The 14,741-nt window shown below is 60.1% G+C and carries 16 protein-coding genes; 7 read left to right on the forward strand and 9 right to left on the reverse strand.

Going from position 1 to position 14,741, the window contains the following annotated elements; all coding sequences use genetic code 11:
* Positions 1 to 8 precede the first annotated feature (8 nt).
* From KPHS_00480 to KPHS_00500, 3 genes are read left to right on the forward strand one after another with little or no spacing between them, the layout of a single operon-like run.
* A complete protein-coding gene (locus KPHS_00480) occupies positions 9 to 278 on the forward strand; it encodes a hypothetical protein (protein ID YP_005224348.1) in 270 nt (89 codons plus the stop codon).
* 9 nt (positions 279 to 287) lie between these two features.
* On the forward strand, positions 288 to 725 hold the full coding sequence (locus tag KPHS_00490) for a PTS family protein IIA component (protein YP_005224349.1): 438 nt from the start codon (positions 288 to 290) through the stop codon (positions 723 to 725).
* Positions 722 to 1,315, forward strand: coding sequence for a putative serine protease (locus KPHS_00500; protein YP_005224350.1), 594 nt, complete (start codon positions 722 to 724; stop codon positions 1,313 to 1,315). Before KPHS_00490 ends, KPHS_00500 begins: the two co-directional genes overlap by 4 nt.
* Here KPHS_00500 and KPHS_00510 read toward each other — a convergent pair.
* The gene (locus tag KPHS_00510) at positions 1,312 to 1,635 is read right to left on the reverse strand and encodes a putative inner membrane protein (RefSeq protein YP_005224351.1); all 324 of its coding nucleotides are present in this window, start codon (positions 1,633 to 1,635) and stop codon (positions 1,312 to 1,314) included. The two genes, KPHS_00500 and KPHS_00510, sit on opposite strands and share 4 nt — an antisense overlap.
* Positions 1,635 to 2,213, reverse strand: a complete 579-nt coding sequence (locus KPHS_00520) for an AzlC family ABC transporter permease (protein YP_005224352.1) — start codon at positions 2,211 to 2,213, stop codon at positions 1,635 to 1,637. The genes KPHS_00510 and KPHS_00520 overlap by 1 nt, the downstream gene beginning before the upstream one ends.
* 126 nt (positions 2,214 to 2,339) lie before the next feature.
* Here KPHS_00520 and KPHS_00530 point away from each other — a divergent pair, with 126 nt between their 5' ends.
* The 4 genes from KPHS_00530 (at position 2,340) to KPHS_00560 (ending at position 7,571) form a co-directional block, all read left to right on the forward strand.
* Positions 2,340 to 2,942 carry a putative helix-turn-helix regulatory protein gene (locus KPHS_00530; RefSeq protein ID YP_005224353.1) on the forward strand — a complete coding sequence of 201 codons (603 nt, stop codon included), beginning with the start codon at positions 2,340 to 2,342 and terminating at the stop codon, positions 2,940 to 2,942.
* A gap of 87 nt (positions 2,943 to 3,029) precedes the next feature.
* Complete coding sequence (locus tag KPHS_00540; protein YP_005224354.1) at positions 3,030 to 4,025, forward strand: galETK operon repressor; 996 nt, start codon at positions 3,030 to 3,032, stop codon at positions 4,023 to 4,025.
* Between the two features lie 115 nt (positions 4,026 to 4,140).
* Positions 4,141 to 6,264 carry a putative glycoprotein gene (locus tag KPHS_00550; RefSeq protein YP_005224355.1) on the forward strand — a complete coding sequence of 708 codons (2,124 nt, stop codon included), beginning with the start codon at positions 4,141 to 4,143 and terminating at the stop codon, positions 6,262 to 6,264.
* Between the two features lie 41 nt (positions 6,265 to 6,305).
* Positions 6,306 to 7,571: a raffinose permease gene (locus tag KPHS_00560; RefSeq protein ID YP_005224356.1), complete on the forward strand. Its 1,266-nt coding sequence runs from the start codon at positions 6,306 to 6,308 to the stop codon at positions 7,569 to 7,571.
* Between the two features lie 37 nt (positions 7,572 to 7,608).
* Here KPHS_00560 and KPHS_00570 read toward each other — a convergent pair whose 3' ends face one another.
* From KPHS_00570 to KPHS_00630, 7 genes are all read right to left on the reverse strand, one after another.
* Positions 7,609 to 7,923, reverse strand: coding sequence for an L-rhamnose 1-epimerase (locus KPHS_00570; protein YP_005224357.1), 315 nt, complete (start codon positions 7,921 to 7,923; stop codon positions 7,609 to 7,611).
* Complete coding sequence (locus tag KPHS_00580) at positions 7,920 to 9,068, reverse strand: alcohol dehydrogenase (RefSeq protein YP_005224358.1); 1,149 nt, start codon at positions 9,066 to 9,068, stop codon at positions 7,920 to 7,922. Before KPHS_00580 ends, KPHS_00570 begins: the two co-directional genes overlap by 4 nt.
* 89 nt (positions 9,069 to 9,157) lie before the next feature.
* On the reverse strand, positions 9,158 to 10,162 hold the full coding sequence (locus KPHS_00590; RefSeq protein ID YP_005224359.1) for a rhamnose ABC transport system permease component: 1,005 nt from the start codon (positions 10,160 to 10,162) through the stop codon (positions 9,158 to 9,160).
* Positions 10,159 to 11,166, reverse strand: a complete 1,008-nt coding sequence (locus KPHS_00600) for a putative inner-membrane translocator (protein ID YP_005224360.1) — start codon at positions 11,164 to 11,166, stop codon at positions 10,159 to 10,161. The genes KPHS_00590 and KPHS_00600 overlap by 4 nt, the downstream gene beginning before the upstream one ends.
* Positions 11,163 to 12,674, reverse strand: a complete 1,512-nt coding sequence (locus tag KPHS_00610; protein YP_005224361.1) for a putative ABC transporter — start codon at positions 12,672 to 12,674, stop codon at positions 11,163 to 11,165. Before KPHS_00610 ends, KPHS_00600 begins: the two co-directional genes overlap by 4 nt.
* A 145-nt stretch (positions 12,675 to 12,819) precedes the next feature.
* Positions 12,820 to 13,806: a rhamnose transport system substrate-binding component gene (locus tag KPHS_00620; RefSeq protein YP_005224362.1), complete on the reverse strand. Its 987-nt coding sequence runs from the start codon at positions 13,804 to 13,806 to the stop codon at positions 12,820 to 12,822.
* A gap of 81 nt (positions 13,807 to 13,887) precedes the next feature.
* Positions 13,888 to 14,718 (reverse strand): rhamnulose-1-phosphate aldolase, encoded by an 831-nt coding sequence (locus tag KPHS_00630; protein YP_005224363.1) that lies wholly within the window; start codon positions 14,716 to 14,718, stop codon positions 13,888 to 13,890.
* Positions 14,719 to 14,741 lie beyond the last annotated feature (23 nt).

Raw genomic sequence — 14,741 nt, forward strand, 5'->3', positions numbered from 1 at the left:
AGCTTGCTATGTTTGAATCATTGAAAACGCTGTGGAAAAAAGAGCAAAACCCGCTGCAGGATTATGATCAACAGTCCCGTCAGCTGGCGGAAGAGATCGCCAGACTGGAAGGCGAATTACAGCGCCAGCCCGATAATAGCGACGTGCAAAAAACATTGATGTTGACTTACAACCGGGCATTATCGGTATATGCCAAAAGTAAGAGCCACCGGCAGGATATCGATGCGCTGTTTCTGCAGATTGATAATTTACGCAATATTATTCGCCGCAATATCTAGGAACAGAGAATGACCATAAAAGAACTGCTTATTGAGGCCGATGCCATTCAGGTTGGCGTTGTGGAGTCCGACTGGCAGCGGGTAATAAAGCTGGCTGCCCGCCCGCTGGAGGCAAAAGGCTTTATTTCGACGGAATATAGCCAGGCGGTGATCGACAATACTTTAAATCATGGCGCTTATTACGTTTTTGATGAAGGGATTGCCATCCCCCATGCCCGCCCCGAATGCGGCGTCAGACGCAACTGCTTTAGCCTGGTGGTGCTGGAAAAGCCTATTCCCTTTGCGGACAGTGAAAAAGCGGACATTGTTATTATGTTTGGCGCCCGGGACAGCAATGCGCATATCGAGGAGGGCATCCGTTCCATCGTCGCGCTGCTGGATAATAATGACACCATGGCCAAACTGCGGACGGCCCGCAGCCGGGAGGAGGTTGTCGCATTACTATGAACAGACATCTGACCCCAGGCTGCAAAACGGCCATTTTAATCAACGGCATTCCGGCGTCGGGGAAGAGCACCATTACCCGTTTGCTGGCGGAGACCTTTAGCCTGCCGGTATTGACGATCGACGGCATCAAAGAGCCGTTTATGGCGCGCCTGGCCCCTGTCGACCGGCCGATGAATCGCCAGCTGGGCTGCGCGGCGTATGAGGTGATCTGGTCGATTGTCGGCGCATCGCCTGCCAGCATGGTCTGGTTGATCGACGCCTGGTTCGGCTTTCAGCCGCGGGAGACCTTGCAGAGACTGCTACAGCAGGCGGGCGTGGAGCAGGTGATTGAGGTCTGGAACCATATCTCTCCGGAGCTGGCCGTCGCGCGCTATGCCTCGCGGCTGGCGACGCGGCCGCCGGGCCACCCCGGAGAAGAGTATTTGCCGGAGCTGGCCCAGCTGGCCGGGCGGGCGCAGCCCATGTCGTTAGGACCTGTACTGACGATAGACCAGCGGCACCCGCTGCAAATCGAACCGGTTATTCAGTGGCTTGAAGGCACGATCGCCGGACAGCACAGCGGTTTTACAGATTACGCTTACTCGTCCTAGGGCATACCCGCCAGGCGCAGCAGCGCGGTCACCACGGCGGCGGCGATAATCACGCCGATCAGCGGGACCTTGCGCCAGGCGAGGAACACAGCGAAAGCAACGCCCAGAACGCGCGCCATACCGGCGAAATGTGCGCCCTCATAGAAAGTGGTGGCCAGGGCGACGGAAAAAAGCAGCACCGTCGCCGCATCGGAAAGCAGCGCCTGCGAGCGCTCGGAAAATGCCAGCCGATTGCCGAGCTTCGCGCCGCCGAGACGCATCAGATAGGTTCCCAGCGACAGGATGGCGATACCGGCGATAAACAGCGTCATATTGCCCATTATTTTTTCCTCGACAGTAAACCGAACAGCGAAAGCAGCACCGGCAGCCCGGTGGGCACAAACGGTACGGCGGCAAGCGCCAGCGCGGCGCCGCTGGCGGCGCGGATCAGCGTAGTGCGGTTTTTAAAGGCCGGGATCACCAGCGCCAGCAGGATCGCCGGGAAGACCGCATCAAGCCCGATGGTTTCCGGCGCTGGCAGCAGTTTGCCGACGGCCGCGCCGGTTAGCGTACCGAGGGGCCAGATCAGCGCGACGCCAGCGCCGCACAGCCAGTAGGCCGCTTTGCGCTGCGCGGGGGTGGGCTGCGACAAGCCAAAGACCACGCTCTCGTCGTTCATAATGTGGCACCCGATAAAGCTTAAGGCGCGCCGACCAACCAGTTCGCGTACGGTCACCCCGAACGGGATATGACGCGCATTGACTAACAGGCCGGCGGCGGCGGCGGCCAGCGGACTACCGCCGCTGGCGACAATGCCGATAAACATAAATTCAGAGGCGCCCGCCAGCACCGACACCGAAAGCAAGAGCGGCACCCATAAAGGGAAGCCGTAAGCCACCGCCAGCGACCCATAGGACATGCCCACCACCCCGACGGCAAGGCAGACCAAAACAATCGATTTTATCGTGTCTCCGCTGAGACTGGAGAGAGTTTGTTTCATATCACTTAGCCATATCGAACGAATTTCCATTATAATGAACACATAATGATCGTTTTTCAAGGCGAACGAATTGTTCGATATAAAAAACAAGGGGCGGGTATGACACAGCCAATCAGCGTTATCGCCAAAAGTCTGGTGCGGGAGCGGGCGCGGACCGGGCTTTCGCTGGCGGAAGTCGCGCGTCGGGCGGGTATCGCAAAATCCACGCTATCGCAACTGGAGTCCGGCAACGGCAACCCGAGTCTGGAAACGCTGTGGTCGCTCTGCGTAGCGCTGGATATTCCATTTGCCAGGCTGCTTGAGCCGCAGGTGAACAAAACGCAGGTGATCCGCCGCGGCGAGGGGACCAAAGTGGTGGCAGAGCAGGCGAACTATCAGGCCATTTTGCTGGCCGCCTGTCCGCCCGGCGCGCGTCGGGACATCTATTTGCTGCTCACCCAGCCCGGCGCCGACCGCATTTCGCATCCGCATCCGCCAGGCTCGGTGGAACATATTATCGTCACCCAGGGGCGGGCGCGGGTAGGGCTGACGTCGGCGCCGGAAGAGCTCGGCGAGGGCGACTATATCTGCTACCCGGCGGATCAGGAGCATGTTTTTCAGGCGCTGGAGCCGGATACGCAGGCCCTGCTGATCGCTGAGCAAAACTGACATCGCGTCGGCGGGGGACGCGCGCTCGCTGGACGTCATAGCCATATTGCGGGAAACTAGCTTTCCTATGCGAAAACAGGGATTTTTATGTCGCTGAAAGCCATTGCCAAACAACTTGGGATCTCCGTCACGACCGTCAGCCGGGCGTTGAACGGCTACGACGATGTGTCGCAGGAGACCCGCGCCCGGGTTGAGGCTGAAGCGCAGCGCCGGGGCTATCGCCCCAACACTTTCGCCCGCCGTCTGAAAATGGGCACCATCGATGCCGTTGGTCTCGTCTTCCCTGTCCGCCCCGCGCCGCTCAACAATAACGTTTTTCTCGAGATGGTCGGGGAGATCAGCCATGAGCTGGCGCGCCATGACATTGATTTGTTGCTGATCGCCGATGATGAGCAGGCGGATAAACATGGCTATATGCGCATGGTGCAGGGCCGTCGCGTCGATGCATTAATCGTGGCCCATACTCTGGATGACGATCCGCGGCTGGCGCAGCTGCAGGCCTCCGGCTTTCCGTTTCTGGCGCTCGGCCGTAGCCGCCTGGCGCAGCCCTACGCCTGGTTTGATTTCGATAACTATGCCGGCACCTGCCGCGCCACCCGCCATCTGATTCAACAGGGCCACCAGCGTATCGCTCTGCTGGGCGAGAACAACAATCAGGCGTTTATTTTGCAAAGGCGTAACGGCTACCTCGATGCCCTGCGCGAGGCGGGGTTATCCGATGCATGGCTGCGTAGCGTGCCGGCGACGCGCCGCGGCGGCTATCAGGCCACGCTGGAGCTGCTGCGTCTGCCTGAGCCGCCTACCGCGATTATCACCGACTGCAACACCCATGGCGATGGCGCCGCGATGGCGCTCGCCCACCTGGGGCGTTTAACCGGCGACAACCGCGTCGCCCTGGTGGTGTACGACGGGCTGCCGCAGGACAGCATCATTGAGACCGATGTCGCCGCGGTGATCCAGTCCACGCGCCAGGGCGTGGGAAGGCAGATTGCCGATATGGTGCGTCGCTTAATCGCCGGGGAGGATCTCGCCACGCTGCAGGTGCTATGGCAGCCGGAATTTATCCCGGGTGAAACCGCCTGATCTTATCCCTTTTTAACCCGTAATTCTGAAGCCGATCACGGATCCGAAACGTTTTGGTTGGCATCCGAAACGTTTCGGATCAACAGTAAGACATTCCTTGTGATGGAGATGTCTGATGTCTGATTCGCTGATTCACCTGCAAAGCGCCGGTGCCGATGTTGTGATTAAAACCCGCCCTTTCGCCGAAATTGTCTACTGGGGACCGCATTTAAGCCACTTTTCGCCGCAGGATGCCGACAGCCTGACGCGCCCGGTCGCCAACGGTAGACTGGATGTCGATTCGCCAGTGACCTTAATGGCGGAGCTGGGCCATGGTCTGTTTGGCGCGCCGGGCATTGAAGGCCATCGTCAGGGGCTGGATGCCTCTCCGCTGTTCACCACCAGCGAAGTGCGGCACGAGGGCCAGACGCTGACCCTGGTCAGCGAAGATCCGCAGGCCGGCCTGCGCCTGCAGAGCGAGATCGCGTTGGATGCCAGCGGCGTGCTGAGCGTGCGCCATGGCGTGACCAATCTGCGCGCCAGCCCATGGCAGGTGGATCGCCTGGCGGTCACGCTGCCGGTCGCCGAACGCGCTCGCGAGGTGATGGCTTTCCATGGCCGCTGGATCCGCGAGTTTCAGCCTCACCGCCTGACGCTTGAGCACGACAGCTTTGTGCTGGAGAACCGCCGCGGGCGCACCTCTCACGAACATTTCCCGGCCCTGATCACCGGCAGCCGCGCCTTTAGCGAGATGCAGGGTGAAGTCTGGGGCGTGCATCTGGCCTGGAGCGGTAACCATCGCCTGCGGGCGGAGGTGAAAACCGATGGCCGTCGCTATCTGCAGGCCGAGGCGCTCTATCTGCCGGGCGAAATGGCGCTGGCGGAAGGGGAAACCTTGTGGACGCCGTACCTGTATGCCAGCTACTCGGCGAATGGGCTGAACGGCATGAGCCAGCAGTTCCATCGTTATCTGCGCGAACGGATTATTCGTTTCCCGGGCAACAAACCGCGCCCGGTGCATCTCAACACCTGGGAGGGGATCTATTTCGACCACGACCCGGACTACATCATGCGTATGGCCGACGAAGCGGCGGCCCTGGGCGTCGAGCGCTTTATTATCGATGACGGCTGGTTTAAAGGGCGCAACGACGACTGGGCGGCGCTTGGCGACTGGTATCTCGATGAGAAAAAATACCCCTACGGCCTGACGCCGGTTATCGATCACGTGAAGTCTCTGGGTATGGAATTCGGTATCTGGGTGGAGCCGGAAATGATTAACCCGGATTCCGATCTGTACCGGGCGCACCCGGACTGGGTGCTGGCGCTGCCGGGCTATACCCCGCTGACCGGCCGCCATCAGTTTGTCCTGAACCTCAACATTCCCGAAGCGTTTGATTATCTGCTGGAGCGGATGAGCTGGCTGCTGGGCGAGCATGCGGTGGACTACGTGAAGTGGGATATGAACCGCGAGCTGGTGCAGCCTGGGCATCAGGGACGCGCCGCTGCGGACGCGCAAACGCGCCAGTTCTACCGCCTGCTGGATACGCTGGTGGCCCGTTTCCCGCACATTGAATTTGAATCCTGCTCCTCCGGCGGCGGACGGATCGATTATGAAGTCCTCAAACGCAGCCATCGCTTCTGGGCGTCTGACAACAATGACGCCCTTGAGCGCAACACCATCCAGCGCGGCATGAGCTACTTCTTTCCACCCGAGGTAATGGGCGCGCATATTGGCAATCGCCACTGTCATGCCACCTTCCGCCAGCATAGTATCGCCTTCCGCGGCCTGACGGCGCTGTTCGGTCATATGGGCCTTGAGCTGGATCCGGTGAGCGCCGATGAAGAAGAGCGCGCCGGATACCGAAAATATGCGGCCCTGCATAAACAGTGGCGCGACGTGATCCATCACGGCGTGCAGTGGCGAATAGATATGCCGGACGCCACCACCCTTGCCCATGGCGTCGTCAGCCCGGATAAAGCGCAGGCGATCTTCCTCGTTAGCCAGCTGGCGATGCCGGACTACACCCTGATGGCGCCCCTGCGCCTGGCGGGCCTGGAGGCGAGCGCCCGCTATCAGGTGACGCTCCTCGATCATCCGAACATTCAGATCACCGGTGAGGGCGGCCACACCATGCGGAAGCTGCCGGCATGGATGACGACGCCGCAGACGGTGAGCGGTGAGTGGCTGCAGCAGGCGGGGCTGGCGCTACCCATCCTCGACCCGGAAAGCGCCATTCTGATTGGTCTGCAACGCGTGTGATGGTATCGGGCCGCGCTGCGGCCCTTCTTGAGGAAAATATAATGAACCCGACCGTCTGTACCCACAAAAACAACCCCAACTTCTGGATTTTCGGGCTGTTCTTCTTTCTCTACTTCTTCATCATGGCCACCTGCTTTCCGTTTCTGCCGATCTGGCTGTCGGACGTCATCGGCCTGAATAAAACCGAAACCGGCCTCGTTTTCTCCAGCCTGTCGCTGTTCGCCATCTGTTTCCAGCCGATCCTCGGAGTGATCTCTGACAAGCTGGGGCTGAAAAAACACCTGATGTGGATCGTGACCGTTCTGCTGGTGCTGATTGCTCCCTTCTTCCTTTATGTTTTCGCTCCGCTGCTGAAAACCAATATCTGGCTCGGGGCGCTGAGCGGCGGCGCCTATATCGGCTTTGCATTCTCCGCAGGCGCCGGCGCGATGGAGGCCTATATCGAACGGGTAAGCCGCAACAGCGGGTTTGAATACGGCAAGGCGCGCACCTTTGGCTGCCTGGGATGGGCGCTGTGCGCGACTACCGCCGGAATGCTGTTCAGCATTAATCCCGAATGGGTGTTCTGGATGGGGTCAGCCGCCGCGCTGCTGCTGGTGGTGCTGGTGGCCATCGCCAAACCGCAGGCCAGTCAGTCCGCGCAGGTGATGGATTCGCTCGGCGCCAATCGCCCGGCGATCGATTTAAAAACGGCGGTGCGCATGTTCCGCCAGCGTAAGATGTGGATGTTTATTCTGTATGTTATCGGCGTGGCCTGCGTGTATGACGTTTTCGATCAGCAGTTCGCCACCTTCTTCAAATCGTTCTTCGCGACCCCGGAAGCGGGCACCCGCGCCTTTGGTTTCGCCACCACCGCGGGAGAAATATGTAACGCCATCATTATGTTCAGCTCGCCGTGGATTATTAACCGTATCGGAGCGAAGAATACCCTGCTGATCGCCGGGATGGTGATGGCGGCAAGAATGATTGGCTCTTCCTTCGCCACCACCGCCGCGGAAGTCGTAGCGTTGAAAATGCTCCATGCGCTGGAGGTGCCGTTCCTGCTGGTGGGCGCCTTTAAATACATCACCGGCGTGTTTGACGTCCGGCTGTCGGCGACTATTTATCTGGTGGGCTTCCAGTTCGCCAAGCAGGTGGCGGCGATCTTCCTCTCCGCCTTCGCCGGCAATATGTACGATCGGATCGGCTTTCAGGATACCTACATGATCCTCGGCGGTATTGCCCTGACCGTCACCTTAATATCCGCGTTTACGTTAGCGGGTAAGACGAAAACCGAGCCGCTGCGCGATAATGCAATGACCGTTTAAACGACCGGCCTCCCGTCTGGAGGGAGGCCAGTTATTTTTACGCCAGATAAAACACTTCTTTGAGCTCCGCGCTCAGCGGGCTGTTGTCCGGGTTGCTGGGCATCACCTCGCGCATGTATTTCCACCAACGCTGGCATACTTCCGTGCTGGCGACCGCTTCCCAGCGGGCTTCCGATTCAATCTCCACCGTCGCGAACAGGAGATGGCGTTCTTTATCGAGATAAATGGCGTAGTGGTGCGCGCCGTGATCCTTCAACACTGCCTCCAGCTCCGGCCAGATGGGGTTATGGCGGCGCTGGTACTCCTCGTGCGCGTCGGGGTTCACCTGCATGACGAAGGCTTTACGGATCATAAGGCCTCCAGATAGAGCTCGCGAACCTCATCGCGGCTGGCGGGGCGCGGGTTACACGGCGCGCATGGGTCGGCCAGCGCTTTATCCAGCCAGCCTTCGATATCGGCTTTGCTGACGCCAAGCTGGCTAAAACCCTGGGGGATCCCTACGCGTTTGCTCAGCGTGCGGATGGCATTGATGGCCTCCATGCTGGCAGCTTCATCGCTCATGCCGCGAGTATCGACGCCCATCGCCTGCGCCACGCGGGCAAAGCGCGCCACCGCGTTCGGGCGGTTAAAGTTTTCGATGATCGGCAGCAGGATGGCGTTGCATACCCCGTGCGGCAGGTTGTGGGTGGCGCCAGGCTGATGGGCCAGGGCATGTACCAGCCCGAGACCGGCGCTGTTGAACGCCATGCCCGCCAGATACTGGCCAAAGGCCATCTGCTCGCGGGCCTGCAGATCGTGCCCATCGTCTACCGCTTTCGGCAGCCACAGGTTAATCAGACGAATGGCCTCGAGGGCGTTGGCGTCGGTCAGCGGATGGGCGCCAACGGAGACAAAGGCCTCGATGGCGTGGGTCAGGGCATCCATGCCGGTGGCGGCGGTAACGGCTGGCGGAATGTCGAGCATCACGCTGGCGTCGTCGACGGCGATATCCGGGATCAGGTTCGGGTCGATAATCACCTCTTTCACCTGCCGCTCGCTATCGATAATTACCGCGTTGCTGGTCATCTCCGCCGCCGTGCCGGCGGTGGTATTGATGGCCACCAGCGGCACGCCAGCGTTTTTCACTTTGCCGACGCCGGAGTAGGCGGTGGAGGGGCCTGGGTTGGCGGTGAGGATTTTTATCGCTTTGGCGGTATCAATCGGGCTACCGCCGCCGAAGGCGATCAGGTAATCGCAGCGGGCCGCCTGGTAAGCCGCATAGCCTTGCTGCACCAGCGCTTCGGTGGGGTTGGGGAATACCTCGTCAAATAGCTGATAAGCCATCTGCTGTTCATCCAGCGCGGCGAACAGGCTGTCCAGCAGGCCCAGCTTCACCAGCTGACCGTCGGTGACGATCAGCGCCTTGCCCCACTGTTTGCCCGCTACCAGCTTGACCATATCACCGATCGCGCCTGCGCCGTGGAGGCTGATTTTAGGTAGTGCCAACATAAAACTCATGATAATTCTCCTTAATGTTGATTTTGGGAAATCCGTTTCCCCTCACCCCGACCCTCTCCCGCAGGGAGGGGGCCAAGGTGAGGGGGAAATTAACATCGTCTTCGCTGCATCATCCGCCGGGTAATAATCGGCAGGGAGATCACCACGATCAGCATGGCGCCGATAATCACCGACATCACGATGCCGGGGACGTTCAGCAGGCTCAGGCCGAAGGTCACCAGCCCCATCAGAAAGGCGGCGATGATCACCCCGGGCATGCTGCCGGAGCCGCCGAGAATATTGACGCCGCCGAGCACCGCCATGGTGACAACCGCCAGCTCCCAGCCCATCGCCAGGGTGGGGCGGGTACTGCCGAGCCGTGAGGTCAGCAGGACCGCCGCCAGCCCGGCCATCAGCCCAACCAGCGCGAACAGCACCAGGTTATGACGCTTAACGTTAATCCCGGAGAACCAGGCGCCGGTCGGGTTATTGCCGATGGCGTAGGTCCGGCGACCAAAGTTGGTTTTATGCAGCAGGAAGGTGAAGGCGGCCGCGAGGAGGATAAACAGCGCAAACTCAAAAGAGAGCGCCCCCCACACGTACCCCTGGCCGAACCAGGCAAAGCTCTCCGGATAGTGGTTGAGTGCCTGATCGCCCAACAGGATATAGGTGATGCCGCGATACAGGCTCATGGTGCCGATGGTGATCACAATGGACGACAGGTTAAAGCGGGTCACCAGCAAGCCGTTGAACAGGCCGCACAGCAGACCTACGCCCAGGCCGATGACCACCAGCAGCGGAGTGTCCATCCCCGCTGCCGCGCAGAAGCCCATCACCGTTGAGCTGAGAGCCATCGTCGAGGCTACCGACAGATCGATTTCCCGGGCGATAATCAGCATCGCCATCGGCAGGACGACGATCGCCTTCTCGGTAAAGGTAAAGGTGGCGTCCGACAGGTTCCAGATATTGAGGAAGTACGGGGAAGCCACGGCGTTGCCGATAAATACCGCCAGGGTGACCGCCAGTAAAAACCCTTCCCAGCACAGCAGGCGGCGCAGCGGCGACGGCGCGGCCGGGGCGTTTTTCATCTCTTCAGATACCATCATTTTGCTCATGATTTCACCGCCTGTTTCTGTCTGGCTAACGCCGCGTTGCGCAGGATTAACCGCCCGTGACCGCGATTGCCGCGCTCGTTGAGCAGCACCGCCATGACGATCACCGCCCCGGAAATCGCCATTTGCCAGAAGGGCGAGATGCCGATCACCGGCAGGGCGTTATTGATGACCCCGAGGAACAGCGCGCCGCACAGGCAGCCCAGCACCCGTCCGCTTCCGCCCATGGTGCTGATACCGCCGATCACGCAGGCAGCGACCACCTGGAGTTCAAAACCGTTGGCGACGTCGACATAGGCGACGGCGAAGCGCGAGATCCACAGATAGCCGCAGAAGCCGGCCAGCGCGCCGGAGAGACAGAAGCTGACGAACTGCATTTTTCCGGCGTTAATGCCGGTGTAGTATGCCGCCGTCGCGTTGCCGCCCGCGGTGTATAAGGCCCGGCCGGTGCGGCTGTAGCGCAGGAAATAACCCACCAGCAGCAGCGCGGCGATGGCGCACCAGCTCAGTAGCGGCAGCCCCAGGAGGGGGCTGCGCGGCAGACTGAGAAAATCAGCGCTCATCTGATGTGAGTTAACCCAGCCGCCGTCAGTCAGCAGGAAGATAATGCCGCGATAAATGCTCATGGTGCCCAGGGTCACCACAATGGCGGGAATGCCGAGGCGCCAGACCAGCAGGCCGTTAATTACTCCCATCAGCAGGCCCAGCAGAGTCGCCAGCGCCAGCAGCGCTACCACCGGAATACCCGGATAGTGGGCGTTAAGCAGGGCGACGATCATCCCGGTCAGCGCCAGGTTGGCGGCCATCGACAGATCAATGCCTTTGGTGAGCAACACCATCATCTGGCCGAGGGCGAGGATGATAAGGATGGCGGTATCGTTAAACATCTCCACCAGATTGCCCGGTGAAACGAACGACGGCGCCCGGCTGCCGATGGCGCCGATCATCAAAATAATGACCACCGCCAGCAGCGCTTCGCGATGTTTCAGCCATGCGTGTCCCATCATGCCGCCTCCTGGCCGATGCCGCTAGCGGCGCTAACGATGGTTTCCGCCGTCGCTTCCCCGGCCCGGTACTCGGCGACCATCTGCCCTTCGTGCATTACGATAATCCGGTCGGCCATGCCCATCACTTCCGGCAGCTCTGACGACACCATAATCACCGCCAGCCCCTGGCTGACCAGCTCGGACATAAACTGATGCACGGCGGCCTTTGAGCCGATATCGATGCCTTTGGTCGGCTCATCGAGAATGATCACTTCGGGCTGGGTCGCCAGCCATTTGCCAATCACCACTTTCTGCTGGTTGCCGCCGGAGAGGGTCTCCACCGGCTGCCGCCAGCTGAAGGCTTTTACCTGCAGGCGCGAGGCGTACTCGTCGGCCAGCCGCCATTCCCGGGCGTCGTTCAGGACGCCGTTAGGGTTGAGCTTGCTGAGCTGCGGTAAACTGATGTTCTGGGCGATAGGCAGGGCGATGATCGCTCCCTGTTTCTGCCGCTCTTCCGGCACGCAGACGATGCCCGCGCGGATGGCGTCGGCGGGCTGGTGAAAGCGCATGGTTCTGCCGTTCAGGCGGATCTCGCCGGAGGAGGGGCGCGAGACACCGGAGAGCGCCTGCATCAGCTCGGTGCGTCCGGCGCCCACCAGGCCGTAAAAGCCGAGAATTTCTCCCTTGCGCAGGCGGAAGCTGATATGGGCAAACTCGGTAGGATGACAGAGATCGGTCACCTCCAGCACCGTTTCTCCGGGTGTGCAGTCGACTTTCGGGTAGGTTTGGCTGATCGCCCGGCCCACCATCATCGACACCATCCGCTCTTCGGTGATGTCGCTTATCGCCCCGGAGCTGACGTACACCCCATCGCGCAGGATGGTGTAATAATCGGCCAGCTCGAAGATTTCATCGAACTTATGCGAGATAAACAGGATCGCTTTGCCGTCCTGCTTCAGACGCTCAACGATGTGATAAAACTCGAGGATTTCATGCTGGGAAAGCGCGGCGGTCGGCTCATCGAGGATCACCACCTGGGCGTCGAAAGCCAGCGCCCGGGCAATCGCCACCATGTGACGCTGGGCGATGCTGAGGGTTTTCAGCGTGGCTCGCGGGTCGATCTGGACTTCCAGCCGGGTGAGGATCTCGTTGGCTCTGCGGTGCATCGCCGGCCAGTCGAGCGTTTTCAGCAGTCCCTTATACAGATACTGGCCGACGAAAATGTTTTCGCTGACCGAGAGTTCGTCAAACAGCACGGTTTCCTGGTGAATGGCGGTGATCCCTACCTTATGCGCCGACTCCGGCGTTGGCAGATGAATGGGGATCGCTTTATAGAGGATCTCGCCCTCTTCGGGCTGATAAATACCGGTCATCACTTTGACCAGCGTGGATTTCCCCGCGCCGTTTTCGCCGATTAAGGCGGTCACTTTGCCGGGCCAGAGATCAAGCTGCACGTTCTCAAGGGCGCGCACACCGGGAAAAATTTTGGTGATCCCCTTCAGCGACAGCAGTGGCGTTGATGCTGACATGATAGTTCTCCACAAAAATCACCCCTCACCCTAACCCTCCCCCACAGGGGCGAGGGAACGGTCCGGCGTCCGCTGGCCGCATCGCGCAGAGGGCCAGCCGTTCCCCCTCTCCCTCCGGGAGAGGGCCGGGGTGAGGGAACAAGGATTAGAAAATTTTCGAGAACTTATCGATGTTGCTCGCATCGTAGACAAACGGCTTGGCCATCGCGCCATTCCCCTCGGCGTCCAGCTTCACTTTGCCCAGCTTGCCCATACTGGCTTCGGTTTTGGTCGCCGTGCCTTTGACTAAATCGTCGGCCAGATAGGTGGCGGCGTAGCCCAGGTCAATCGGGTTCCAGATGGCGAAGCTTTTGCTGGCGCCGGACTTGATCGCGCCGGCCATTTCCGACGGCAGCCCCAGCCCGGTGACATACACTTTGCCGATTTTGCCCTGGTCCTTCACCGCCTGCGCGGCGGCAACAATCCCCACCGACGACGGCGAGACAATGACTTTCAGGTCCGGATATGATTTCAGCAGACCCACCGCTTCGCGGTAGCTTTTATCCGACAGATCGTCACCGTAGGCGACGGTGACCAGCTGCACCGACGGATACTGCGGTAGCACCTTTTTCATCTCCTCAATCCAGATGTTCTGGTTCGTGGAGGTTGGGGTGGCGCTTAACACGGCCACCTCGCCTTTCTCAACGTTCAGCGCCTGCAGCGCATCGGCGGCAAGCTTGACGTTGGTTTCGCCAATTAAGGCGTTATTTGAGGGGTTAAGATGGATCTGACGGCCTGCCGGCGCCACGCCGGAGTCCCATGAGACCACCTTGATGCCGCGCTGCATCGCTTTTTTCAGCACCGGCACCACCGCGTCCGGATCGTTGGCGGAAATGGCGATCGCATCCACCCCCTGGGCGATCAACCCGTTCAGCACGTCGATCTGCGCCTCGGCGGTGGTAGTGGTCGGGCCGGTGTAGATCACTTTGACATCACCTAACTCCTTGGCTGCCTGTTGGGCGCCAACGTTGGCGGCTTCGAAGAAGCCATTTCCCAGCGATTTCGCCACAAGGGCGATTTTAACTTCGGCTAAGGCGGAACCGGACAACGCCAGGGCGGCAACGGTGAGGATCAAGCTTGTCTTTGTTTTCATTGCTTTTACTCCACATGAGTTAGTTTTGTAGGGTTTGCAGGTGATATTTCGCCCCGTCTCGGTGAGCGGGGCGCGATGTTGTTATGGATAAAGATCTAAAGCGGACTGCAGCGGCTGCACGTTGAAGCGTTTGCCAAGGGCGATAAGCTCGTCGCGGGTGATGGTCTGCTTCATCCCGCCCATCGACAAGACTTTCACCAGCACTTCGGCGGACTTCTCGGCGGTATCGATCAGGCCGAAGGTCTCATCCAGCGTGGGGCCGCTGCCGAAGACGCCGTGGAACGGCCACAGCACAAGCGAGTGTTTTTGCATGGTTTCGGCGGTCGCCTGGCCGATTTCATCGGTGCCCGGCACCATCCACGGCAGAATGCCGACGCCATCCGGGAAGACCACCAGACATTCGGTGCTACCTTCCCACAGCTTACGGGTGAAAAGATCGCTGTGGTTCTCCAGAACATAGGTCAGGGCGATCAGGTTGGTGGCATGGCAGTGCATGATCACCCGGTCTTTGCCGCCGGTCAGTTTGATGCGCTCGCTGTGCGACAGGAAGTGTGCCGGCAGCTCGGAGGTCGGGACGGCATCCTCCGTCAGGCCCCACAGGATATGGTATCCCGCGCCGTCGCTGTCGACCTTCACCACGCCGAGGTTAGCGGCCGGGTCGAGCTGGACGTTACGGAAGAATTTGCCGGAGCCGGTGACGATAAACGGCTGGTTGGCCAGGGTTGGCATCGGCTGGCTGAGGGCGATATAGCGCGGTTTGGCGTGGAAATCCGCCGCGTAAGGTTCGATATCCGCTTCATCCAGACGCAGCGTCAGGTTGCCGCCGTTGCGTTCGTCCCAGCCTTTCAGCCAGGCGTCGGAGGTGGCTTTGATCATGCCCTGGACGAACCAGGCGTCGATAATGGTCTGCATAGTCTTGTCTTTCCTGTTGATTC

It is taken from the genome of Klebsiella pneumoniae subsp. pneumoniae HS11286 (assembly GCF_000240185.1).
Lineage (GTDB): Bacteria > Pseudomonadota > Gammaproteobacteria > Enterobacterales > Enterobacteriaceae > Klebsiella > Klebsiella pneumoniae.

What these genes read in the sequence shown, in the direction of transcription:
- KPHS_00480 (YP_005224348.1), top strand. Translation starts at nt 9, where the DNA reads ATGTTTGAATCATTGAAAACGCTGTGGAAAAAAGAGCAAAACCCGCTG.
- KPHS_00490 (YP_005224349.1), top strand. Translation starts at nt 288, where the DNA reads ATGACCATAAAAGAACTGCTTATTGAGGCCGATGCCATTCAGGTTGGC.
- KPHS_00500 (YP_005224350.1), top strand. Translation starts at nt 722, where the DNA reads ATGAACAGACATCTGACCCCAGGCTGCAAAACGGCCATTTTAATCAAC.
- KPHS_00510 (YP_005224351.1), bottom strand. Translation starts at nt 1,635, where the DNA reads ATGGGCAATATGACGCTGTTTATCGCCGGTATCGCCATCCTGTCGCTG.
- KPHS_00520 (YP_005224352.1), bottom strand. Translation starts at nt 2,213, where the DNA reads ATGTCCTATGGGTCGCTGGCGGTGGCTTACGGCTTCCCTTTATGGGTG.
- KPHS_00530 (YP_005224353.1), top strand. Translation starts at nt 2,340, where the DNA reads ATGATCGTTTTTCAAGGCGAACGAATTGTTCGATATAAAAAACAAGGG.
- KPHS_00540 (YP_005224354.1), top strand. Translation starts at nt 3,030, where the DNA reads ATGTCGCTGAAAGCCATTGCCAAACAACTTGGGATCTCCGTCACGACC.
- KPHS_00550 (YP_005224355.1), top strand. Translation starts at nt 4,141, where the DNA reads ATGTCTGATTCGCTGATTCACCTGCAAAGCGCCGGTGCCGATGTTGTG.
- KPHS_00560 (YP_005224356.1), top strand. Translation starts at nt 6,306, where the DNA reads ATGAACCCGACCGTCTGTACCCACAAAAACAACCCCAACTTCTGGATT.
- KPHS_00570 (YP_005224357.1), bottom strand. Translation starts at nt 7,923, where the DNA reads ATGATCCGTAAAGCCTTCGTCATGCAGGTGAACCCCGACGCGCACGAG.
- KPHS_00580 (YP_005224358.1), bottom strand. Translation starts at nt 9,068, where the DNA reads ATGAGTTTTATGTTGGCACTACCTAAAATCAGCCTCCACGGCGCAGGC.
- KPHS_00590 (YP_005224359.1), bottom strand. Translation starts at nt 10,162, where the DNA reads ATGAGCAAAATGATGGTATCTGAAGAGATGAAAAACGCCCCGGCCGCG.
- KPHS_00600 (YP_005224360.1), bottom strand. Translation starts at nt 11,166, where the DNA reads ATGATGGGACACGCATGGCTGAAACATCGCGAAGCGCTGCTGGCGGTG.
- KPHS_00610 (YP_005224361.1), bottom strand. Translation starts at nt 12,674, where the DNA reads ATGTCAGCATCAACGCCACTGCTGTCGCTGAAGGGGATCACCAAAATT.
- KPHS_00620 (YP_005224362.1), bottom strand. Translation starts at nt 13,806, where the DNA reads ATGAAAACAAAGACAAGCTTGATCCTCACCGTTGCCGCCCTGGCGTTG.
- KPHS_00630 (YP_005224363.1), bottom strand. Translation starts at nt 14,718, where the DNA reads ATGCAGACCATTATCGACGCCTGGTTCGTCCAGGGCATGATCAAAGCC.